This window comes from Pseudomonas sp. AC172, from assembly GCF_979258595.1.
In genome coordinates this window covers 1963492-1985352 of record NZ_OZ409868.1, presented here as the reverse complement: position 1 = coordinate 1985352, position 21861 = coordinate 1963492, and the positions used below count along the sequence as shown (strand labels likewise).

Annotated in this window: 19 protein-coding genes; 14 read left to right on the top strand and 5 right to left on the bottom strand. The window is 60.5% G+C overall.

Features of this window, described 5'->3' with window-relative positions; genetic code table 11:
- The first annotated feature begins 229 nt into the window (after nucleotides 1-229).
- The 14 genes from arnB (at nucleotide 230) to ACZ0A4_RS08835 (ending at nucleotide 15736) form a co-directional block, all read left to right on the top strand.
- A complete protein-coding gene (gene arnB, locus ACZ0A4_RS08900; RefSeq protein ID WP_463574151.1) occupies nucleotides 230-1378 on the top strand; it encodes a UDP-4-amino-4-deoxy-L-arabinose aminotransferase in 1149 nt (382 codons plus the stop codon).
- Nucleotides 1375-2400, top strand: a complete 1026-nt coding sequence (gene arnC, locus ACZ0A4_RS08895; protein WP_463574150.1) for an undecaprenyl-phosphate 4-deoxy-4-formamido-L-arabinose transferase — start codon at nucleotides 1375-1377, stop codon at nucleotides 2398-2400. The genes arnB and arnC overlap by 4 nt, the downstream gene beginning before the upstream one ends.
- Nucleotides 2397-4403: a bifunctional UDP-4-amino-4-deoxy-L-arabinose formyltransferase/UDP-glucuronic acid oxidase ArnA gene (arnA, locus tag ACZ0A4_RS08890; RefSeq protein ID WP_463574149.1), complete on the top strand. Its 2007-nt coding sequence runs from the start codon at nucleotides 2397-2399 to the stop codon at nucleotides 4401-4403. Before arnC ends, arnA begins: the two co-directional genes overlap by 4 nt.
- Nucleotides 4403-5287 carry a 4-deoxy-4-formamido-L-arabinose-phosphoundecaprenol deformylase gene (gene arnD / locus ACZ0A4_RS08885; RefSeq protein ID WP_463574148.1) on the top strand — a complete coding sequence of 295 codons (885 nt, stop codon included), beginning with the start codon at nucleotides 4403-4405 and terminating at the stop codon, nucleotides 5285-5287. The genes arnA and arnD overlap by 1 nt, the downstream gene beginning before the upstream one ends.
- Nucleotides 5284-6936, top strand: coding sequence for a lipid IV(A) 4-amino-4-deoxy-L-arabinosyltransferase (arnT, locus tag ACZ0A4_RS08880; protein WP_463574147.1), 1653 nt, complete (start codon nucleotides 5284-5286; stop codon nucleotides 6934-6936). The genes arnD and arnT overlap by 4 nt, the downstream gene beginning before the upstream one ends.
- Nucleotides 6933-7277, top strand: coding sequence for a 4-amino-4-deoxy-L-arabinose-phosphoundecaprenol flippase subunit ArnE (arnE, locus tag ACZ0A4_RS08875; RefSeq protein ID WP_463574145.1), 345 nt, complete (start codon nucleotides 6933-6935; stop codon nucleotides 7275-7277). Before arnT ends, arnE begins: the two co-directional genes overlap by 4 nt.
- Nucleotides 7274-7678: a 4-amino-4-deoxy-L-arabinose-phosphoundecaprenol flippase subunit ArnF gene (gene arnF, locus ACZ0A4_RS08870; RefSeq protein WP_463574143.1), complete on the top strand. Its 405-nt coding sequence runs from the start codon at nucleotides 7274-7276 to the stop codon at nucleotides 7676-7678. Before arnE ends, arnF begins: the two co-directional genes overlap by 4 nt.
- On the top strand, nucleotides 7675-9054 hold the full coding sequence (locus ACZ0A4_RS08865) for a UDP-glucose dehydrogenase family protein (RefSeq protein WP_463574142.1): 1380 nt from the start codon (nucleotides 7675-7677) through the stop codon (nucleotides 9052-9054). Before arnF ends, ACZ0A4_RS08865 begins: the two co-directional genes overlap by 4 nt.
- The gene (locus ACZ0A4_RS08860; RefSeq protein ID WP_463574141.1) at nucleotides 9051-10646 is read left to right on the top strand and encodes an ArnT family glycosyltransferase; all 1596 of its coding nucleotides are present in this window, start codon (nucleotides 9051-9053) and stop codon (nucleotides 10644-10646) included. The genes ACZ0A4_RS08865 and ACZ0A4_RS08860 overlap by 4 nt, the downstream gene beginning before the upstream one ends.
- Before the next feature lie 36 nt (nucleotides 10647-10682).
- Nucleotides 10683-11201 carry a GNAT family N-acetyltransferase gene (locus ACZ0A4_RS08855; protein ID WP_463574139.1) on the top strand — a complete coding sequence of 173 codons (519 nt, stop codon included), beginning with the start codon at nucleotides 10683-10685 and terminating at the stop codon, nucleotides 11199-11201.
- Between the two features lie 104 nt (nucleotides 11202-11305).
- Complete coding sequence (locus ACZ0A4_RS08850; RefSeq protein ID WP_463574138.1) at nucleotides 11306-12484, top strand: MFS transporter; 1179 nt, start codon at nucleotides 11306-11308, stop codon at nucleotides 12482-12484.
- Nucleotides 12485-12642: 158 nt separating this feature from the next.
- Nucleotides 12643-13332 (top strand): HPP family protein, encoded by a 690-nt coding sequence (locus tag ACZ0A4_RS08845; RefSeq protein ID WP_463574137.1) that lies wholly within the window; start codon nucleotides 12643-12645, stop codon nucleotides 13330-13332.
- Nucleotides 13333-13474: 142 nt separating this feature from the next.
- Nucleotides 13475-14581, top strand: a complete 1107-nt coding sequence (locus ACZ0A4_RS08840) for an enoyl-CoA hydratase/isomerase family protein (protein ID WP_463574135.1) — start codon at nucleotides 13475-13477, stop codon at nucleotides 14579-14581.
- A 3-nt stretch (nucleotides 14582-14584) separates the two neighbouring features.
- Nucleotides 14585-15736 (top strand): acyl-CoA dehydrogenase family protein, encoded by a 1152-nt coding sequence (locus tag ACZ0A4_RS08835; protein WP_463574134.1) that lies wholly within the window; start codon nucleotides 14585-14587, stop codon nucleotides 15734-15736.
- 251 nt (nucleotides 15737-15987) lie between these two features.
- Here the strand turns inward: ACZ0A4_RS08835 and ACZ0A4_RS08830 are convergent, their stop codons facing one another.
- The 5 genes from ACZ0A4_RS08830 to ACZ0A4_RS08810 all read right to left on the bottom strand — a co-directional run bounded on the left by ACZ0A4_RS08830 (nucleotide 15988) and on the right by ACZ0A4_RS08810 (nucleotide 21698).
- Entirely contained in the window at nucleotides 15988-16761 is a 774-nt protein-coding gene (locus tag ACZ0A4_RS08830) for an enoyl-CoA hydratase (RefSeq protein ID WP_463574132.1), read from the bottom strand.
- A gap of 16 nt (nucleotides 16762-16777) precedes the next feature.
- The gene (locus ACZ0A4_RS08825) at nucleotides 16778-17905 is read right to left on the bottom strand and encodes an acyl-CoA dehydrogenase (RefSeq protein ID WP_463574131.1); all 1128 of its coding nucleotides are present in this window, start codon (nucleotides 17903-17905) and stop codon (nucleotides 16778-16780) included.
- Between the two features lie 142 nt (nucleotides 17906-18047).
- A complete protein-coding gene (locus tag ACZ0A4_RS08820) occupies nucleotides 18048-19241 on the bottom strand; it encodes an acetyl-CoA C-acyltransferase (RefSeq protein WP_463574129.1) in 1194 nt (397 codons plus the stop codon).
- A 12-nt stretch (nucleotides 19242-19253) separates the two neighbouring features.
- Nucleotides 19254-20015 (bottom strand): SDR family NAD(P)-dependent oxidoreductase, encoded by a 762-nt coding sequence (locus tag ACZ0A4_RS08815; RefSeq protein ID WP_463574127.1) that lies wholly within the window; start codon nucleotides 20013-20015, stop codon nucleotides 19254-19256.
- 18 nt (nucleotides 20016-20033) lie between these two features.
- The gene (locus ACZ0A4_RS08810; RefSeq protein ID WP_463574125.1) at nucleotides 20034-21698 is read right to left on the bottom strand and encodes an AMP-binding protein; all 1665 of its coding nucleotides are present in this window, start codon (nucleotides 21696-21698) and stop codon (nucleotides 20034-20036) included.
- Nucleotides 21699-21861 lie beyond the last annotated feature (163 nt).

The following is a 21861-nucleotide window of genomic DNA, read 5'->3' as shown; positions in this document are numbered from 1 at the left end:
GCCGACCGGTTTTTCATGTTCCTTTCACAAAAACGCGCATAACCTTAATTCCAACAGATCCCGCGTCGGCCCTGTCCAAACTGCCGCGCGAAGCCACAAAAGTCAATCGCACACCGACGGTATGTCATTTCAGCAACTTATTGATGCAAAGGTATTTTTTGCGTCTACGCTGAGATTGGATCCTATTTGGTGAGTTGGTTTTCTTCTGATCGTTTGTGATGAGGTGTTCATGAGTCAGGCGTTTCTCCCCTTTTCTCGTCCAAGTATCGGCGATGAAGAAATTGCAGCCGTAGAACAAGTCTTGCGTTCCGGCTGGATCACTACCGGACCGAAAAACCAGGCACTCGAAGAGCAATTCGCACAGTACGTTGGTTGCCGTCACGCGGTGGCACTGTCTTCAGCCACCGGCGGCATGCACATCACTTTGCTGGCCTTGGGCATTGGCCCCGGCGACGAAGTCATCACCCCGTCGCAGACCTGGGTGTCGACCGCCAACATGATCTCGCTGCTCGGCGCCACACCGGTGTTCGTCGACGTCGACCGCAACACGCTGATGACCGACGCCGAGCGCATCGAATCCGCCATCACCCCGCGCACCAAAGCGATTATCCCGGTGCATTACGCTGGCGCCGCGTTCGATCTCGATCCGCTCTACGCGTTGGCCGACAAGCACGGCATTACGGTCATCGAAGACGCCGCCCACGCTGCTGGCACCCTTTACAAGGGCCGTCACGTTGGCGCCCAGGGCACGGCAATTTTTTCCTTCCACGCGATCAAGAACATGACCTGTGCCGAAGGCGCGATGTTCGTCACCGACGACGAAGCCCTGGCCAGCCGCGTGCGCATGCTCAAGTTCCACGGTCTGGGCGTAGACGCCTACGATCGCCTGACCGGTGGCCGCAAGCCACAGGCCCAGGTAATGGAGCCGGGGTTCAAATACAACCTCGCCGACATCAACGCTGCAATTGCCCTGGTGCAGTTGGAGCGTCTGGACGCAATCAACGCGCGCCGCACTGAACTGGCCGCCGCCTACCGGCAAAAACTCGAAGGCTTGCCGGTGCAACCGCTGGCCGTGCCCGCCTACGCACAAACCCACGCCTGGCACCTTTTCATCCTGCGCATCGACAGCGAGCGCTGCGGCATGGACCGCGAAGCCTTCATGAAAGGCTTGCAGGACCAGGGCATTGGCACCGGTATTCATTTCATCGCCACCCACCTGCACACCTGGTATCGCCAGCGTGATCCCGACTTGTACCTGCCCAACACCGAATGGAACTCGGCGCGGCTGTGCTCGATTCCGTTGTTCCCCGACATGAGCGATCAAGACCTCGATCGCGTGGTCGGCGCCATTGCCACCCTTATGGACAAACGCCTGTGAAACCTTATCCGATCCGCTGTGTCTCGATCGTCATCCCGGTCTACAACGAACAGGACAGCCTGCCGGAACTGCTGCGCCGCACCGAAGCGGCCTGCCGCATGCTGCGTCACGACTATGAAATCGTCCTCGTCGACGACGGCAGCCGTGATGAATCCGCCAATCTTCTGGAAGAAGCCGCGAGCCGTGAAGACAGCCCGTTTGTGGCCGTCATCCTCAATCGCAACTACGGCCAGCACGCAGCAATCATGGCCGGTTTCGAACAGTGCAAAGGCGATGTCGTGATCACCCTCGACGCCGACCTGCAGAACCCGCCGGAAGAAATCCCGCGCCTGGTCGCCGAAGCCGAAAAAGGTTACGACGTCGTCGGCACGGTGCGCGGCAACCGCCAGGATTCGGCCCTGCGCCGTTATCCATCGAAGCTGATCAACCTCGCCGTGCAGCGCTCCACTGGCGTTGCCATGAGCGACTACGGCTGCATGCTGCGCGCTTACCGCCGCACGATCATCGACGCGATGCTTGCCTGCCGGGAACGCAGCACGTTCATTCCGATTCTGGCCAACAGCTTCGCCCGCCACACCACCGAAATCGTCGTCGCCCATGCCGAACGTGAACACGGCGACTCGAAGTACAGCCCGATGCGTTTGATCAACCTGATGTTCGACCTGATCACCTGCATGACCACCACGCCTTTGCGCCTGCTGAGCATCGTCGGTTTCACCATGGCCGGTCTTGGATTGCTGTTTGCGTTCGCACTGATCGTCATGCGCCTGGCGTTCGGTTCTGGCTGGGCCGGTGACGGCATGTTCGTGCTGTTCGCGGTGTTGTTCGTGTTCACCGGTGGCCAGTTCATCGGCATGGGCCTGCTCGGCGAATACCTGGGGCGCATGTACAGCGACGTGCGCGCCCGTCCGCGCTTCTTCATTGAAAAAGTCTTGCGCAGCCACGCCGCCGACCCGGCGCCTGCAGTCACCGTTGACGGTCTCTCCACTACTACTTCTACTACCGGTCAGGTTCTCTCATGAGTGCAAAAACTGTTGTCTTCGCTTATCACGATATTGGTTGCGCCGGCATTCAAGCCCTGCTCGACAGCGGCTATGACATCGCGGCGGTGTTCACTCATGCCGACGACCCGAAAGAGAACGCCTTCTACGCCTCGGTCGCGCAACTGTGCGCACGCAAAGGCATCCCGGTGCACGCGCCGGAAGACGTCAACCATCCGTTGTGGATCGAGCGGATCGCCAAACTCGATCCTGAATACATTTTCTCGTTCTACTATCGCAACCTGCTGAGCGAGCCACTGCTGGCCCTGGCCAAGAAAGGCGCGTTCAATCTGCACGGTTCGCTGTTGCCAAGCTACCGTGGCCGCGCCCCGGCCAACTGGGTGCTGGTCAACGGCGAGAGCGAAACCGGCGTCACTTTGCATCGCATGGTCAAACGTGCCGATGCCGGTGCCATCGTCGCCCAGCAACGTGTTGCCATTGAACGCAGCGACACTGCGCTCAGCCTGCATGGCAAGTTGCGCACGGCAGCCAGCGATCTGCTGCGCGACACGCTGCCGGCAATGCTGCAAGGCAAGATCAGCGAAACCCCGCAAGACGAATCGAAAGCCACGGTATTTGGTCGTCGCACTGCCGCCGACGGCAAACTGGTCTGGGCGCAACCGGCCGAGCAACTGTTCAATCTCGTGCGTGCCGTAACCCAACCTTACCCGGGCGCGTTTTGCGCGGTCGGTGAGCACAAACTCATCGTCTGGAGCGCTGAAGTTGCCAAGGGCAACGACGGTCAGGCACCGGGCCGGGTGATCAGCGTCGATCCGCTGCGCATTGCCTGCGGCGAAGACTCGCTGGTGATCCTCTCCGGTCAGCGCAACGATAACGGCCTGTTCCTCAGTGGCCCGCAACTGGCCAACGAACTCGGTCTGGTCGACGGCTCACTGTTGCGCGGGGCTGAATCCGGCCGTGCACCGCGTCGCACTCGCGTGCTGATCCTCGGCGTTAACGGTTTTATCGGCAATCACTTGTCCGAGCGTCTGCTGCGCGATGACCGCTATGAAGTCTATGGCCTGGACATCGGCTCCGACGCGATCGACCGCCTGCGCAGCCACCCGCACTTCCACTACGTCGAAGGCGACATCAGCATTCACTCCGAGTGGATCGAGTACCACATCAAGAAGTGCGACGTGGTGCTGCCGCTGGTGGCCATCGCCACGCCGATCGAATACACCCGTAACCCGTTGCGCGTGTTCGAACTCGACTTCGAGGAAAACCTGAAACTGGTGCGCTACTGCGTCAAGTACAACAAGCGCGTGATCTTTCCGTCGACCTCGGAAGTCTATGGCATGTGCCAGGACAAGCATTTCGACGAAGACACTTCCAACCTGGTAGTAGGCCCGATCAACAAGCAACGCTGGATCTACTCCGTTTCCAAGCAACTGCTCGACCGGGTGATCTGGGCGTACGGTGCCAAGGGTCTGAATTTCACCTTGTTCCGTCCTTTCAACTGGATGGGGCCGCGCCTTGATCGCCTGGACTCGGCACGCATCGGCAGCTCCCGCGCCATCACCCAATTGATCCTCAATCTGGTCGAAGGCACGCCGATTCGCCTGTTCGACGGCGGTGAGCAGAAACGCTGCTTCACCGACATCGCTGACGGCGTCGAGGCCCTGGCGCGGATCATCGACAACGACAACGACGTCTGCAACGGCCAGATCATCAACATCGGCAACCCGGACAACGAAGCCAGCATCCGCCAGTTGGGTGAAGAGTTGCTGCGTCAGTTCGAAGCGCATCCGCTGCGCGACAACTTCCCGCCGTTCGCCGGTTTCCGCGACGTCGAGAGCAAGGCGTTCTACGGCGCCGGTTACCAGGACGTCGAACACCGCAAGCCAAGCATCGCCAACGCCAAGCGCCTGCTCGACTGGACGCCGACCGTGGAAATGCGCGAGACCATTGGCAACACGCTGGATTTCTTCTTGCGCGAAGCCATGCTTGAACAAGCGGAACTCTCTAACAAAGAGGCAGGCTAATGCAGGCAGGCCTTCGTATCGATGTCGACACCTATCGCGGCACCCGTGAAGGGGTGCCGCGTTTGCTGGAGATGCTCGACGAGGCGCAGATCAAGGCAACGTTTTTCTTCAGTGTCGGCCCCGACAACATGGGCCGGCATCTGTGGCGCCTGATCCGCCCGCAGTTCCTCTGGAAGATGCTTCGTTCCAACGCGGCCGGCCTGTATGGCTGGGACATTCTGCTGGCCGGCACCGCGTGGCCGGGCAAACCGATTGGCCGTGATCTCGGGCACCTGATGCGTCAGGCCCGCGATGCCGGTCATGAAGTGGGTTTGCATGCGTGGGATCACCACGGCTGGCAGGCCAATGCCGGGCGCTGGAGCAACGCGCAACTGATCGAGCAGATCCGTCAGGGCGTCGACACCTTGAGCGACATTCTCGGCGCGAAAGTCGAGTGCTCGGCCGCCGCCGGTTGGCGTGCGGACGAGCGCGTGATCGAGGCCAAACAAGCCTTCGGCTTTCGCTACAACAGCGATTGCCGTGGGCAACGCCTGTTCCGTCCGCTGCTGGCTGATGGGACGCCGGGCACGCCACAGATTCCAGTGGATCTGCCGACCTTCGATGAGGTGGTCGGCCCCATCGTCGCGGCGCGGGACTTCAACGGTTTCATCCTTGATCACTTCCGCCCGCAACAGCTCAACGTCTACACCATTCATGCCGAAGTGGAAGGGATTCTGATGGCTGAGGATTTTCGTCAATTGCTGGCCGATTCGCGCCAACGCAACATCGACTTCAAACCGCTGGGCGATTTGTTGCCCGAGTTTTTCAATACCTTGCCCGTAGGTCGCGTGCAACGCGGCGCCCTCGACGGCCGTGAAGGCTGGCTGGGAGTGCAAGGCGCATGAATAAACGCTGGGCATTGCCGCTCCTGTTGCTGGGCATTTGTCTGCTTGCCTATCTGCTGCCGCTGGGCACGCACGGCTTGTGGATTCCCGACGAGACCCGTTACGCGCAGATCAGTCAGGACATGCTGCTGAGCGGCAACTGGGTGTCCCCGCACTTCATGAGCCTGCGTTATTTCGAGAAGCCGATTGCCGGTTACTGGATGATCGCGCTGGGGCAGGAATTGTTCGGACAGAACCTGTTCGGCGTGCGCTTTGCTTCGGCGCTGAGCACTGGATTGAGCGTGCTGCTGTGCTATCTGGTCGCGCGCCGTTTGTGGAACGAGCCGCGTAAAAGCTTCGTCTGCGCCCTGCTCTACATGAGTTTCACCGTAGTCGCCGGTCAGGCCGGTTACGCCAACCTCGATCCGCAATTCACCTTCTGGGTCAACCTCAGTCTGGTGGCGCTGTGGTTTGCGATCGACAGCCAGACCACGGGTAAACGCATGGCCGCGTGGGCAGTGTTAGGACTGGCTTGCGGCATGGGGTTCATGACCAAGGGGTTTCTTGCCTGGTTGCTGCCGGTATTGATCGCCCTGCCGTGGATGCTCTGGCAAAAACGCTGGCGTGAACTGCTGATGTTTGGCCCGTTGGCGATTGCCGTGGCGATCCTTGTCAGCCTGCCGTGGGTGCTTTCGGTGCATGCGCAGGAGCCGGACTACTGGCGGTTCTTCTTCTGGCACGAACACATTCGCCGCTTTGCCGGGGACGATGCCCAGCATGATGCACCGTGGTGGTTCTATCTGCCGCTGTTGGTGGCGTTCAGTCTGCCGTGGGTGGGGTTGCTGCCGACTGCGTTCAAGCAGGCATGGCAAAGCCGCGTCCAGCCAAAAATCGTGTTTGTGTTGCTGTGGCTGCTGATGCCGCTGGGGTTTTTCAGTCTGGCCAACGGCAAATTGCCAACCTACATCCTGCCATGCCTGCTGCCGATGGCATTGCTGCTGGGCAATGCGCTGGCCGACCGCTTGCGTCTTGAGCAAGGTCGCGCGCTGAGCATCAATGGTCTGCTCAATCTGTTGCTGGGCATCGTCACATTGATCGCGCTGGTCTATTTGCAACTGACCAAACCGGTCTACGACCACGAACTGCACAGCCTGGTGCTGGTGTTTATCGCGCTGATCGGCTGGATCATCGCCAACCTGCTGCAAGCCTTTCTGCCGCTGCAATGCTGGGCCGCGCCGGCGCTCGGCAGCCTTTTGCTGATTGCACTGTTGCCGGCGGCGCTGCCGAAATCGGTGGTCGCCAACAAGATGCCGGATCAGTTCATCAAGCATCACGTCACGGAACTGGCACAAACCACCCACCTGTTGAGCAACGATCTGGGGGCTGCTTCGGCGCTGGCCTGGCGCCTGAAAACCCCGCAAGTGGCGTTGTACAACACGATAGGCGAATTGAAATATGGCCTTGCCTATCCTGACGGCATTCAACAGCGGGTCGATCCCGAACACGTACAACAGTGGATGCGCGAGGCGCGCCGCAGCGGTTCAGTCGGCGTGGTGATGCGCGTCAAGGGGCAGGACGAACTGGACGAAATCGACAGATTGCCAAAGGACGGTATTCGTTATGAACAGGGCAACCTGGTGATCATGATCCTGCCCAAGGAGGCGTCATGAGCCTGTTGCTGCTGTTGGCCGCGTGCCTGCTGACCTGTCTCGGTCAGATTGCGCAGAAATACGCCGTGGAGAGCTGGCGCGGCGTCGATTCTTCGCTGATCACCAAACTGCGCTCGCCGTGGTTGTGGCTGGCGCTCCTCGCCCTCGGCTCTGGCCTGTTGGTCTGGCTGCTGGTGTTGCAGCGTCTGGAAGTCGGCATCGCCTACCCAATGCTCAGCCTCAATTTCGTGCTGATCACGCTGATCGCGCGCTTCGTCTTCCGTGAACCCATCGACCGCCAGCATTGGCTCGGCGTGGCGTTGGTGATCGGCGGCGTGGTGTTGCTGGGGCAACAGTCATGAATCAACGTCGTGGCATCACCTTCGCAATGGGCAGCGTGTTCCTCGTCAGCGCTGCGCAACTGGGCATGCGTTGGAGCATGACCCGTCTGCCCGCACCGGACCAATGGCTGCATATCGACAGCCTCGACTGGCGCGCGCTGGCCGTGGTCATTGCGGCGATTTTCGCCTACGCGCTGTCGATGCTCTGCTGGCTCGCCGCCCTGCGCGATCTGCCGCTGGGCCGGGCTTACTCACTGCTGAGCATCAGCTATGCGCTGGTGTATCTGCTGGCGGCCAGTCTGCCGCTGTTCAACGAATCCTTCAGTTTCACTAAATCACTGGGCGTGGCGCTGGTCATGCTCGGGGTCATCACCATCAACACTCGTCCGGCTCGTGCGCCCGAATTCAGGAGTGCTCCATGAAAATCACAGTATTTGGCAGCGGTTACGTCGGTCTGGTGCAAGCGGCTGTGTTGGCCGAAGTCGGCCATGATGTCGTGTGCATGGACGTCGACCAGAAGAAGGTCGAGCTGTTACGGCAGGGCCATGTCAGCATTTTCGAACCGGGGCTGGCCAGCCTGGTGCGCGAAGGGCTGGATTCAAAACGCCTGCAATTCACCACCGATGAAAAACTCGCCGTGCAGCACGCTCGGGTGGCGTTTATAGCCGTAGGTACGCCGTCGCGTGAGGACGGTTCGGCCGATCTGCGTTACGTGCTGTCGGTGGGTGACGCGATTGCCCGCCATCGTGAGCAGCCGTTGATCATCGTCGAGAAATCCACGGTGCCGGTGGGTACTGGCGACACCCTGCGCACGCACATTGAAAAAGCCTTGATCAAGGTCGGCCGCCTGCTGCAATTCGATATCGTCTCCAACCCGGAGTTTCTCAAGGAAGGCTCGGCGGTTGCCGACTGTCGGCGTCCGGACCGTATCGTCATCGGCTGCGACGGCGATGACGTGCGCGACGTGATGCGCGATCTGTACTCGCCGTTCAACCGCAACCATGACCGCATCATGTTCATGGACCTGCGCAGCGCCGAGCTGACCAAGTACGCCGCCAACTGCATGCTGGCGACCAAGATCAGCTTCATCAACCAGATCGCCGAACTCGCCGAACACCTGGGCGCCGATATCGAGTCGGTGCGCCAGGGCATCGGCGCCGACACGCGCATCGGTTACCACTTCATCTACCCGGGCTGCGGTTATGGCGGTTCGTGCTTCCCCAAAGACATGCGCGCGTTGATCCACAGTGCCGAAGAGGCGCATTGCTCCAGCGACTTGCTGCAAGCGGTCGAGGCGATCAACCAGCGGCAGAAACACAAGTTGTTCGAGCGTATCAATGCGTTCTACAAGGGTGATCTGCGCGGCAAGACCTTCGCCCTGTGGGGCCTGGCATTCAAACCCAACACCGATGACATGCGCGATGCGCCGAGCCGGGTGTTGCTGGAAGAGCTGTGGGCGGCCGGTGCCAGCGTGCGCGCGTTCGATCCGGAAGCCATGCAGGAAACCCAGAACCTTTACCCGGACGAGTCGAAACTGATGCTGATGGGCACGCCGGAATCGGTGTTGCCCGGCGCCGACGCACTGATCATCTGCACCGAATGGCAGCAGTTCAAGGCCCCGGATTTCGAACTGATCAAACAACGCCTCAACACCCCGGTGATTTTCGACGGGCGCAACTTGTACGACGCCGAGCGTCTGGCGCGCAATGGCTTCCATTACTTCCCGATGGGCCGTGGCGAATCGCGCAAATTGCCGATCCCGCTGCAACAGTGGCCGCACGCGTCCGACGTCGCTTGATAGCGTTAACGCCTGAGATTCGCCGGCAGTCCCTGATCGCAGGGCTGCTGGCGTTTTTATTGTTCATGGCCGGGGTCTATGGGCAGACCCCTATCGGTTTCGATTCGCGGTTTGTGTTGTTCGCGCAGGAAATGCTGCGCCATGGGCCGACGGTGTTTCCAACCACCTATGGTCAGCCGTACGCGGATTATTCAGCGGTTTCGACGCTGTTTATCTGGCTGCTGTCGTTGCCGTTTGGCGCAGTGAATGCGTTGACCGCGTGGGCGCCAAGTGCGTTCGCCGGCGCGCTGATCGTGACGTTGATGTACCGACTGTTGGCGCCGTACTCGCGGCGCTGGGCGTTGATCAGTATCGCGCTGCTGATGCTCACTGGTGGCTTTGTCACTGAAGTACGCGCAGTGTCGCAGGACTTGATGCTCGCGGCGGTGGCGTTTGCGCTGTTTTATCTGGGTTATGCCCGTGATCATTTTGGTGGCAGACGTCACTGGCCGTTGATCTTCGTATTGCTGTTGCTGGGGTTCGGTATTCGCGGGCCGATGGGGCTGGTGGTGCCGACCGGCATGCTGTGCAGCTATTACCTGCTCAATCGAGAATGGTCGCGGTTGCTGGTGTTCGGTGTGCTGGCTTCGGCGTTGCTGGTCGGGTGTGTCGGGCTGTTGTTGTGGCTGGCGCAGGTCAGCGGTGGTCCGGCGTTCATGCAGGACGTGATCCGCATGCAGTTCATGGGGCGCATGGACGGCAGCGAAGGCGTCAGCGGTTCGCTGTATTACTTCACCAGCTCGTTCGGCAACTATGCGTTGGCCTACCCATTGGCCTTGTTGGTGCTGGCGGCAGTGTGGCTGAGCAAACCGCAGCAGCGTGGCCCGGCGTTGCGTCTGGTGCAGTATTGCGCGGCAGCGGGGTTGATTGTGATGGTCGGGCTGTCGATTCCGCAGGCGAAGAAGGCGCGGTATTTGCTGCCGATGCTGCCGATGGCGGCGATCATTGCGGCGTATCCGTTTCAGGTGGCGCACGGGCGGGTGTTCCGCTATTTGCGCGCCTTGATCATGGGCTTGTGGCTGGTCACGCCGGGCTTGTTGCTGGTGGTTTTGCTGATCGCCCAACGGCGCTTTCCCGAGCAATTGGGTGAGGTTTCTATAGTTTTGATCGCGTTGGGCGTGCTGCAACTGCTGGCGCTCTCGCGATTATTGGTTGCGCGCTGGCGCGTCGAGGTATTGGCGTTGTGTGCCGTGTTAGCGTTGTGGACGGTGTACGCGGCAGTGTTTGAACCGGTGGAGCGTCGCCTGTACGACACACAGGTTTTCAGTCGTGCAGCGTTCGCCAAGGTTCAGCAAAACCCCGCGCCACTGGTGTTGCACGGCATGGGTAAAGACGCGAAGGCCATCAAGTTCATGGTCAACCTCTCGCAGGATATGCAACCGCAGTTCAGCGACTCGGTGCAGCAACTGGAGGCGCTCAAAGGTCCCGCGTGGTTGATGATGGATCGCAGTGATCTGCCATCCCTCAAGGCCACGCCGCTGGAAAACGCGCAGCCGGTGTTGAACGGGCGTTTCGACAAAAACGACTATGTATTGCTGTGGCTGAAACCGTAACCTGTCGACCTTTTGATCGGCAGGATGCGCCTCAACATGACCATCGACGTACGCCGCGCCAGCCTCGCTGACGCGGTTGCCCTCCCCGCGATCGAGCGCTCGGCAGCGCAATTGTTTCGTCTTGATCCTTCACTGGCGTGGCTGACTGATGCCGAGGTGCCCACTGCTGCGCGTCATTTGCAAGCCATCGAACAGGCGTACGTGTGGGTTGCGGCAAATAGCGACGGGCAACTGATTGGATTTGTTCGTGCTGTGACTATCGATCAGCACCTGCACATTGAGGAGCTATCCGTCAGCCAGGCTTTTCAAGGACAAGGCACGGGTCGTGCACTGGTTGCGGCCGTCATTGAACAAGCGCGCGCGATGCAGTTGAACTCAGTGACGCTGACCACCTTTCGCGATCTGCCGTGGAATGCGCCGTTTTATCAGAGGATGGGGTTTGTCGAGTTGGCGAATGTACAAGCCGATCGCCATTTACGCGATGCGCTGCAAGCCGAAATCGCCTGCGGATTTCCCCCAGAGCGGCGCTGCGCCATGCGCCTGCCCCTGATTTGAAAGCAATGAAGGTTCTTGTGGGTGTGGCAGCTTGACCGGTGGTGACTGGCCGGTGAGGATGACGCACGCCCACCAGGCATTTGAAATAAGGACATTGACCCTTCGTGGCCACCTACTCCCGCCTCATCCGTCGGTTGATGATCAGTTCGCTGACCGTCGTCATCAGCCGCGCGCTGATCAGCCCGCTACTGACGTTGTTCCTCAGCAACAAACTTGGCCTCAACCCACAGGATGTCGGTCTGCTGCTGGGCATCGCGGTGTTCAGCGCCACGTTGCTGTCGCTGTACGGTGGTTACATCATCGATCGGTTGGACAAGCGTCAGTTGCTGATCCTGACCATGCTCTCCAGCGGCATCGGCCTGATCCTGCTGAGCTTCGCGCAGAACCTGTATCTGGTCACCCTGGTACTGATCATCAGCGAAACGGCATCGGCGCTGTTCCTCATCTGCTCCAAAGCCATCCTCAGTGAAAACCTGCCAGTCGGCCAACGGGTCAAGGCATTTTCCCTCAACTACACATTGACCAACATCGGCTATGCCGTCGGCCCGATGATCGGCGTGGTGATTGCCGGGGTGCAGCCCTCGGCGCCCTTCATCGTGGCCGGCGCGATTGCCATCGGCAGTATTTTTTTGCTGCTCGGCGCCACCCGGGAAGTGAGCCCGATAGCCGCAGTCACTGCGCCGCCGAGCTTTCTGAAAACCCTGGTCATCCTGAAAAACGACCGCACGATGATCCTGTTCACTCTGGGTTGCCTGCTCAGCACGCTGGTGCACGGGCGTTTCACCCTGTACCTGTCGCAATACCTGCTGGTCACCCACACCCAACAACAGACGCTGGACACCATGGCCGCGCTGCTCGCCTGCAACGCAATCACGGTGATCCTCTTGCAGTACCAGATCGGCCGCTTGCTCAGCCGCGAACACCTGCGCTACTGGATTGCCGGCGGCACCGCGTTGTTCATCGTCGGGCTGATCGGCTTCAGTCTGGCCGACAGCCTGGTCGGTTGGTGCGTAGCGATGTTCATCTTCACCTTGGGCGAGATGATTATTTACCCGGCCGATTTTCTGTTTGTCGACACCCTCGCCCCGGAAGAACTGCGCGGCAGCTATTACGGCGCGCAGAACCTCGCAGCGCTGGGCGGTGCGGCGAGCCCGGTGATGTGCGGGTTTCTGCTGATGCACACACCCGCGCCGAGCATGTTCTATGCCTTGAGCGCATTGGCGGCGGTGGGCGGCTACCTATGCTTCGTGAGTGGTCGTCGCGTCGCTTCAATGCAAAATTAATGCACTAAATCTTCATTAATATGAATTTGTCAGCATCGAGTTTGCCCGGCACACTGTGCACGTTCCTCCCCCAATGTTGGAACAACTTCGAGGGCTTTCCGGATATGCCGGACAAGTCCTTTTTTTTGCCTCGAATTTGCTGCAAGGACTGGATTCACATGCTCGCTCGCTGGTTGCCCGCCGCCATCAATACCCGCCCGACCGAATGGAGCCGCGCCGCCATCGGCATGGCCTTGGGCACGTTGTTCAGTGTGTGGTTGTGTGCGCAGGTGTTCGGCCATGAAGTCGCCTACCACCTGATCGGACCGCTGGGCGCATCGGCGGTGTTACTGTTTGCCGTGTCCTCCGGTGCTCTCGCCCAGCCGTGGTCGATTCTCGGCGGCTACTTGTGTGCCGGCGTTGTGGCGTTGCTGGTGGCCCATGTGCTCGGGCGCACGCTCGGCAGCGCCTGTCTGGCGGCGGGCATGGCGCTGATTTTGATGTGCTGGCTGCGTTGCCTGCATCCACCGGCCGGGGCGTTGGCATTGACACTGGTGCTGGCTGATCCGGCGACCATCGCCCTGGATTGGCAAGCGATGGGACCGGTGATGCTCGGCGCAGCGTGCATGCTGCTCAGTGCCCTCGCCTACAACAACCTGACACGCATTCGTTACCCGAAACGCCCGGCTGAACCGGCGCCGATCGTTGCGCCCGTCGACAGTCAGGCGATCACCGCTGAAGACCTCAAACTGGCGTTGGCGGATATGGAGGCGTTCATCGATGTGACGCCCGAAGATCTCGAGCAATTGATCCATGCCAGCGAAATGCACGCCAGACGCCGCAGTATTGGTGCGGTTTTTTCGAAGTAATCTTCTGCCTATCGTCTAAGGTAAAAACGCAGACAGCGCCTGCACATATCCCGGTTGTACACGGCAAATTTGCACTGTTACGATCCGGTAACGCTCGTGCGCGAGCTTCTCGAATAAAGACAATAAAAGCAGGGAGTTACTGATGACAGCTCAGGCTTCATCCCAGCGGACACCGTCCATGGATGCCACGCAAAACGAAGTGCTGGCCGAGGTTCGCAACCATATCGGTCACCTGACCTTCAACCGCCCCGCCGGCCTCAACGCCATTACCCTCGACATGGTGCGTTTGCTGCAACAGCAACTCGACGCCTGGGCGACTGATGCCGATGTCCACGCCGTTGTGCTGCGCGGCGCCGGTGAAAAAGCCTTCTGCGCCGGTGGCGACATTCGCTCGCTGTACGACAGTTTCAAAAGCGGCGACACCCTGCACCAAGATTTCTTCATTGAGGAATACGCCCTCGACCTGACGATTCATCACTACCGCAAACCGGTGCTGGCGCTGATGGATGGTTTTGTCCTTGGCGGCGGCATGGGCCTGGTGCAAGGCGCCGATCTGCGCGTGGTCACCGAGAAGAGCCGCCTGGCGATGCCGGAAGTGGCCATCGGTTATTTTCCGGATGTCGGTGGCAGTTATTTCCTGCCGCGCATTCCCGGTGAGCTGGGGATTTATCTGGGGGTCAGTGGCGTGCAGATCCGTGCGGCCGATGCGCTGTATTGCGGGCTGGCCGACTGGTATCTGGACAGCAGCAAACTGGCGCTGCTCGACGAAAGACTCGATCAGATGGAATGGCAGGATACGCCGCTCAAGGCCCTGCAAAACCTGCTCGCCAAGCACGCCGTGCAAACCCTGCCTGATGCGCCGCTGGAGGCCTTGCGCCCGGCCATTGATCATTTCTTCGCCCTGCCGGATGTGCCGAGCATGGTTGAGCAGCTGCGCGCAGTGACCGTCGCCGACAGCCATGAGTGGGCGACCGCCACCGCTGACCTGCTGCAAACCCGCTCGCCGCTGGCCATGGCCGTGACGCTGGAGATGCTGCGCCGTGGCCGCCACTTGAGCCTGGAACATTGCTTCGCGCTGGAGCTGCATCTGGATCGCCAGTGGTTCGAGCGCGGCGACCTGATCGAAGGCGTACGCGCCCTGCTGATCGATAAAGACAAGACACCGCGCTGGAACCCACCGACCCTGGCTGCGCTGGACACAGAGCATGTCGCGAGTTTCTTCCAAGGCTTTGATGAGAGCGGGAGCTGAGCCATGCACGATCTCGAACTGACTGAAGAACAAGTGATGATCCGCGACATGGCCCGGGACTTCGCCCGTGGTGAAATCGCGCCGCACGCGCAGGCCTGGGAAAAGGCTGGCTGGATCGATGACGCGCTCGTCGCGAAGATGGGTGAACTCGGTTTGCTTGGCATGGTGGTGCCTGAGGAATGGGGCGGCACTTACGTCGATTACGTTGCCTACGCTTTGGCCGTGGAGGAGATTTCCGCCGGTGACGGCGCGACCGGTGCGTTCATGAGCATCCACAACTCGGTGGGCTGCGGCCCGGTGCTCAATTACGGCAGCGAAGCACAGAAACAAACCTGGCTGGCGGATCTGGCCAGCGGGCAAACCATCGGCTGCTTCTGCCTGACCGAACCGCAGGCCGGCTCCGAAGCGCACAACCTGCGCACCCGCGCCGAACTGCGTGACGGTCAATGGGTGATCAACGGCGCCAAGCAATTTGTCAGCAACGGCAAACGGGCGAAGCTGGCGATCGTGTTTGCGGTGACCGATCCGGATCTGGGCAAGAAAGGTATTTCGGCGTTTCTGGTGCCGACCGATACCGCCGGTTTTATCGTTGATCGTACTGAGCACAAGATGGGCATTCGTGCCTCCGATACCTGTGCGGTGACGCTGAACAACTGCAGCATTCCTGAGGCCAATCTGCTCGGCGAGCGCGGCAAAGGCCTGGCGATTGCCCTGTCCAACCTTGAGGGCGGACGCATCGGTATCGCCGCGCAAGCACTGGGGATCGCCCGCGCGGCGTTTGAGGCGGCGCTGGTGTATTCGCGTGATCGCATCCAGTTCGGCAAACCGATCAATGAGCACCAGAGCATCGCCAATCTGTTGGCCGACATGCACATGCAAATCAACGCCGCGCGCTTGATGATCCTGCATGCGGCGCGGCTGCGCACGGCGGGCAAGCCGTGCCTGTCGGAGGCTTCGCAGGCCAAGCTGTTTGCGTCGGAAATGGCCGAGAAGGTGTGTTCGTCGGCGATTCAGATTCATGGCGGGTATGGGTATCTGGAGGATTACCCAGTCGAGAAGTATTACCGCGATGCGCGGATTACCCAGATCTATGAAGGCTCGAGCGAGATACAGCGGATGGTGATTGCGCGGGAGTTGAAGCACTATCAGTTGTAATGGTGTTGGCCCCTTTCCCTCACCCCAGCCCTCCCGAAACGTCGGACCGCCCAGAGGGAGAGGGAGCCGACCGAAGTGTCTGGCGTTATACATCGACCTGAAAGACCGCGTCGATTATCGATTGGATAAACCAGGTCGATCAGGGATTCAGTAAAGTTCTTTCAGGTCGGCGTACCTCCCAAGCATCCCCCAATCAGTCCCCTCTCCCTCCGGGAGAGGGTTAGGGTGAGGGGCTTTTCGCTTTAGACGCGTTACTTGCCTTTGAAGTCGGCCTCACGCTTGGCAATAAACGCCGCCATCCCTTCCTTCTGATCCTGCGTGGCAAACGCCGCGTGGAAGACCCGACGCTCAAAGCGCACGCCCTCGGTCAGGTTCACTTCAAAGGCACGATTCACGCTCTCTTTGACCATCATCGCAATCGGCAGCGACTTGCTGGCAATCACTGCCGCCACCTTCAGCGCTTCATCGAGCAGTTCATCACTCGGCACGATGCGCGCGACGATGCCGCAACGCTCGGCTTCCACTGCATCAATCAAGCGCCCACTCAGGCACATTTCCATGGCTTTCGCCTTGCCCACGGCACGGGTCAGGCGCTGGGTGCCGCCCATGCCCGGCAACACACCGAGATTGATTTCCGGTTGGCCGAATCTGGCGTTGTCGCCAGCCAGAATGAAGTCGCACATCAAAGCCAGCTCACAGCCGCCGCCCAAGGCGAAACCGTTGACAGCCGCGATGATCGGCTTGCGTCGGTTAGCCACACGATCACTGTCGCTGAACAGGTCGTCCATGTAGATCTGCGGGTAAGTCAGCTCGGCCATTTCCTTGATATCGGCACCGGCGGCAAAGGCTTTTTTCGAGCCAGTGAGGACGATGCAACCGATGTTCGCATCGGCCTCCAACGCATCAAGGGCCTGGTTCACTTCGCTGACCAGTTGCGCATTCAGGGCGTTCAGCGCCTGCGGGCGGTTGAGGGTGATCAGGCCAACGCGGCCATGGGTTTCCAGCAGAATGGTTTCGTAAGTCATGGAGAAAAATTCCTTGTCAAAGGTTGCGCGAAATGACCATGCGCTGAATGTCGCTGGTGCCTTCGTAGATCTGGCAGACGCGCACGTCGCGGTATATCCGCTCCAGCGGGAAGTCGTTGAGGTAACCGTAGCCGCCGAGGGTTTGCAAGGCCATCGAGCAGACCTTCTCGGCCATTTCCGAGGCGAACAGTTTGGCCATCGACGCCTCGACCAGGGCCGGTTGGCCGCTGTCGCGCAGGGCGGCGGCGTAATGCACCATCTGCCGGGCGACGGCGATCTGCGTGGCCATGTCGGCCAAGCGGAATGCCACGGCCTGATGCTCGATGATCGGCTTGCCGAAGGTGTCGCGCTCGCGGGCGTAATCACGTGCTGCTTCGAACGCCGCGCGGGCCATGCCCACCGATTGCGATGCGATGCCGACGCGGCCGCCTTCAAGGTTGGCCAGGGCGATCTTGTAGCCCTCGCCCTCCTCGCCCAAACGGTTGGCCACCGGCACTTTGACGTCTTCGAAGAGAATCTGGCAGGTGTCGGACGCATGTTGGCCAAGCTTGTCTTCGACGCGAGCGACTTTATAGCCCGGTGAATCGGTCGGTACGATAAACGCAGTGATGCCGCGTTTGCCGGCACTCGGATCGGTGACGGCAAACACAATAACGATCCCGGCGTTTTGCCCTGAAGTGATGAACTGTTTGCAGCCGTTCAGCACGTAGTGATCACCTTCCAGCCGTGCCCGGGTTTTCAGGCTACTGGCGTCGGAACCGGCTTGCGGTTCGGTCAGCGCAAAGGCGCCGAGCATGGCACCGCTGGCCAACGGCTTCAGGAAGCGTTCACGCTGATCGTCATTGCCGAACTTGAGGATCGGCACGCAGCCGACCGAGTTGTGCACGCTCATGATCGTCGAGCAGGCGCCGTCACCGGCGGCGATTTCTTCCAGAGCCATGGCGTAGGCCAGGTAACCGGTTTCGCAACCGCCCCACTGCTCCGGCACGAGCATGCCGAAAAAGCCCAGCTCAGCCATTTGGCCGATGGCTTCCTTGGGGAAACGGTGCTCGCGATCCCACTCGGCGGCGAACGGTTTCAGGCGCTCCTCGGCAAACTGCCGGGCCATGTCGCGGATCTGGGTTTGGTCTTCGTTGGGAATCATGGTGAATCCTTAAATCCGGGTTACCACACAGAACCCTGTGGGAGCGAGCTTGCTCGCGAATGCGGTGTGTCATTCAACTCCGATGGTGGCTGACACGACGCCTTCGCGAGCAAGCTCGCTCCCACAGGGATTGTTGTTTATTTCAATACACGCATTCCACAGCCATGGCCGTCGCTTCGCCGCCGCCGATGCAGATGGCCGCGATGCCGCGTTTTAGCTTCTTCTGCCGCAGCGCCGAGAGCAACGTCACCAGAATCCGCGCGCCAGAGGCACCGATCGGGTGGCCCAGCGCACAGGCCCCACCATGCACATTCAACTTGTCATGGGGAATTTCCAGGTGCGTCATCGCCGCCATACCAACCACGGCAAACGCTTCGTTCACTTCGAACAGATCGACGTCCCCCAGCGACCAGCCGGTTTTCTTGATCAGTTTCTTGATCGCCCCAATCGGCGCCACCGGGAACAGGCCCGGGGTATCAGCGAACGCGGCATGACCATGGATCACCGCCAGTGGTTTCAGACCGAGTTTCTGCGCCTGCGACTGGCGCATCAGCACCAGCGCCGCCGCACCGTCAGAGATCGAACTGGAATTCGCCGCCGTCACCGTGCCGCCTTCGCGGAACGCCGGTTTCAGCGATGCCACTTTGTCGAGTTTGGCTTTCGGCGGCTGCTCGTCATGGCTGATCAGCACCTGCTCTTTGCCGACGGTCACGGTCAGCGGGACGATTTCGTCCTTGAAGCTGCCGTCCTTGATCGCCTGCTGCGCGCGGGTGGTCGAGGCGATGGCAAACGCATCCTGCGCTTCACGGCTGAAGTGGTTGGTCTCGGCACAATCCTCGGCGAAGGTGCCCATCAAACGGCCCTTGTCGTAGGCGTCTTCGAGGCCGTCGAGGAACATCGAGTCAAGCACGCGACCATGGCCCATGCGGTAACCGGCGCGGGCGCGATCGAGCAAGTACGGCGAGTTGGACATGCTTTCCATGCCGCCGGCGATCACCACATCGGCGCTGCCAGCGAGCAGCATGTCGTGGGCGAGAATGGTGGTTTCCATGCCCGAGCCGCACATCTTGTTGACGGTGGTGCAGCGGGTCGATTTATCCAGCCCGGCGCCCAGTGCCGCCTGACGCGCCGGTGCCTGACCGAGGCCGGCCGGCAGTACGCAACCGAACAACACTTCATCGACCGCATCACTGGCGACACCGGCACGTTCCACTGCGGCTTTGATCGCCGCAGCACCGAGTTGCGGCGCGGTGAGGCTTTTCAGTTCGCCCTGAAAGCCGCCCATGGGCGTGCGCACGGCGCTGACGATAACAATCGGATCGTTGGAAATAGTCATGACAATTCCTCCTTACTTGGCGGCCATGCGCAAGGCACCGTCGAGACGGATCACCTCGCCGTTGAGCATGCTGTTTTCGATGATATGCCGAACCAGTGCAGCGTACTCGGCAGGCTTGCCCAGGCGCGGCGGGAACGGTACGCCGGCGGCCAGCGAGTCACGCACTTCCGGGGTCATGCCGGCCATCATCGGCGTTTCGAAAATGCCCGGCGCGATGGTCATCACACGGATGCCGAAACGCGCCAGTTCACGGGCGGCCGGCAGGGTCAGGCTGGCGATCGCGCCTTTCGAAGCGGAATATGCCGCTTGGCCGATCTGGCCGTCGAAGGCTGCTACCGACGCAGTGTTGATGATCACGCCGCGCTCGCCGTCTGCATTGGCTTCGCTTTCGGCGATGGCCGCAGCGGCCAGACGCAGCATGTTGAAGCTGCCGATCAGGTTGACGTTGATCACTTGCGCGAAACTGCTCAGTGCATGCGGGCCGTTCTTGCCGAGGATTTTCTCGCCACGGACGATGCCGGCGCAGTTGACCAGACCATTGAGGCTGCCAAAGGCTGCGACGGTTGCCTGCACGGCGGCTTCGGCGGCAGCTTCACTGCTGATATCGGCAACCACGCTTTTCGCGCCGAGACGCTGAGCCTGCGCGGCGACCGCTTCGGCGTTCATGTCCACCAGCATCACTTTAGCGCCGGCACTCACCAGCAATTCAGCACTGGCGGCTCCGAGGCCGGATGCGCCGCCGGTGACGATAAAAACCTTGTTCTCGATCTGCATGACTGTAGTTCCTGATCTTCAAGCTGAAACGTTATGCGCCGCGGCCTCTTGAGCCTTGGCGATTTCCTGGTTGCGCAAGATAAAGCGCTGCAATTTGCCACTCGGGGTCTTGGGCAATTCGCTGACAAATTCGATTTCACGCGGGTACGAATGCGCCGCCAGACGCTTGCGCACGTGTTGGCGCAGTTCTTCGGCCAGCTCGGGCGCGGCACGGTATTGCGCGCTCAGCACCACGAAGGCTTTGACCAGTTCGGTGCGCTCCGGATCAGGTTTGCCGACCACCGCCGCCTCGACGACCGCCGGGTGTTCGATCAGCGCGCTTTCCACATCGAATGGGCCGACGCGGTAGCCCGATGTGGTGATCACGTCATCGCTGCGGCCGACGAAGCTGATGCTGCCGTCCGGGTTCCATTCCACGGTGTCGCCGCTCAAGTAGTAATCGCCGACGAACGCCTTGGTCGGCGCGCCTTCATAGCCGCCAAACCAGCACATCGGTGATTGCGGCCGGTCGATGGCAAGAATGCCCGGCTGACCGACGCCGAGTTCGTTGTACTGATCGTCGAGCACGACGATGCGATGGCCCGGCGAGGCGAAACCGGCAGCACCGACGTGCACCGCGTGGTCGAGGCCGTGGTGATTGCACAGGACCATGCCCAGTTCGGTCTGGCCGTAATGGTCGTGGATGATTACGCCGAGGTTGTCGGCAAACCAGCGGATCACTTCCGGGTTCAGCGGTTCGCCGGCGCTGCTGACGATGCGCAGCTTGCCTTTGATCGACCTGGCGAAGTCGTCGCCGCCGGCAATCAGCAAGCGATAAGCCGTTGGCGAACCGGTGAGGTTGGTGATGCCGTATTTGTTGATCACCCGGCAGGTGCTTTCGAGAGTGAACGGGCCATCGTAGAAGGTGATCGGGTGGCCCATCGACAACGGGCCGGTGACGCCGAAATAAATGCCGTAGGCCCAGCCCGGATCGGCGACGTTCCAGAACGAATCTTCCGGGCGCAGATCGACGGCATCACGGGTGTAGCTCTGGAACGCGACGATGGCTTTGAGCGGCACCGACAGCGCTTTCGACGGGCCGGTGGTGCCTGAGGTGAACATCAGCAAAAACGGGTCTTCGCCGGTCAGCAATACCGGTTCGCAGACGCTGGAATGGTTGGCCAGTTCGGCCCAGAAACTAAAGTCGCCACGGACGATGCCCTGGCCTTTCGCGCCGCCAACGGTGACGAGTGTCGGGCAATCGGCGACTTCGGTGAGTTTCGGCCGGTTGACGGCGTCGGTCACCACGACTTTGGCGCCGGAACTGTTGAGGCGATGTTCGAGGGCTTTCGGGCCGAACGCGGTGAACAGCGGTTGATAAACCGCACCGATACGCCAGGTGGCCAACACAGTGATGAGCAACTCGACGTTGCGCGGCAGCAGCCCGGCGACCTTGTCACCTTTCTGCACGCCTTGGGCGAGAAGGAAATTGGCGAAACGCGCGGCTTTGTCTTGCAGATCGCTGAAGGTGTACGTCGCACTGGCGCCGTCGCGGCCTTCCCAGAACAGCGCGATACGCCCGGGCAAGGCGTGACGGTCGCAGCATTCGACGCAAGCGTTGAGCGCCGCAAGCGTACCGCTGAGCGCGGCATCCACGGTGTGTTGATAGTTGAACTGTTTGGTGGCAGACAAGTAATCGCGCATTGCCAGAATCCCTCTGTGTTTTTATTAGGCTGGGAAGCGTAAACAACAGAGGGATAGTCGCGCTGTGCGGGGGTTGGGGCAATGGTCAAAGCTATCAATGTGGCTGACTGGTTTGGCCATGCCTTTAAAGGTGTGTTGCCTGGACGGAAGCTTTCGCGAGCAG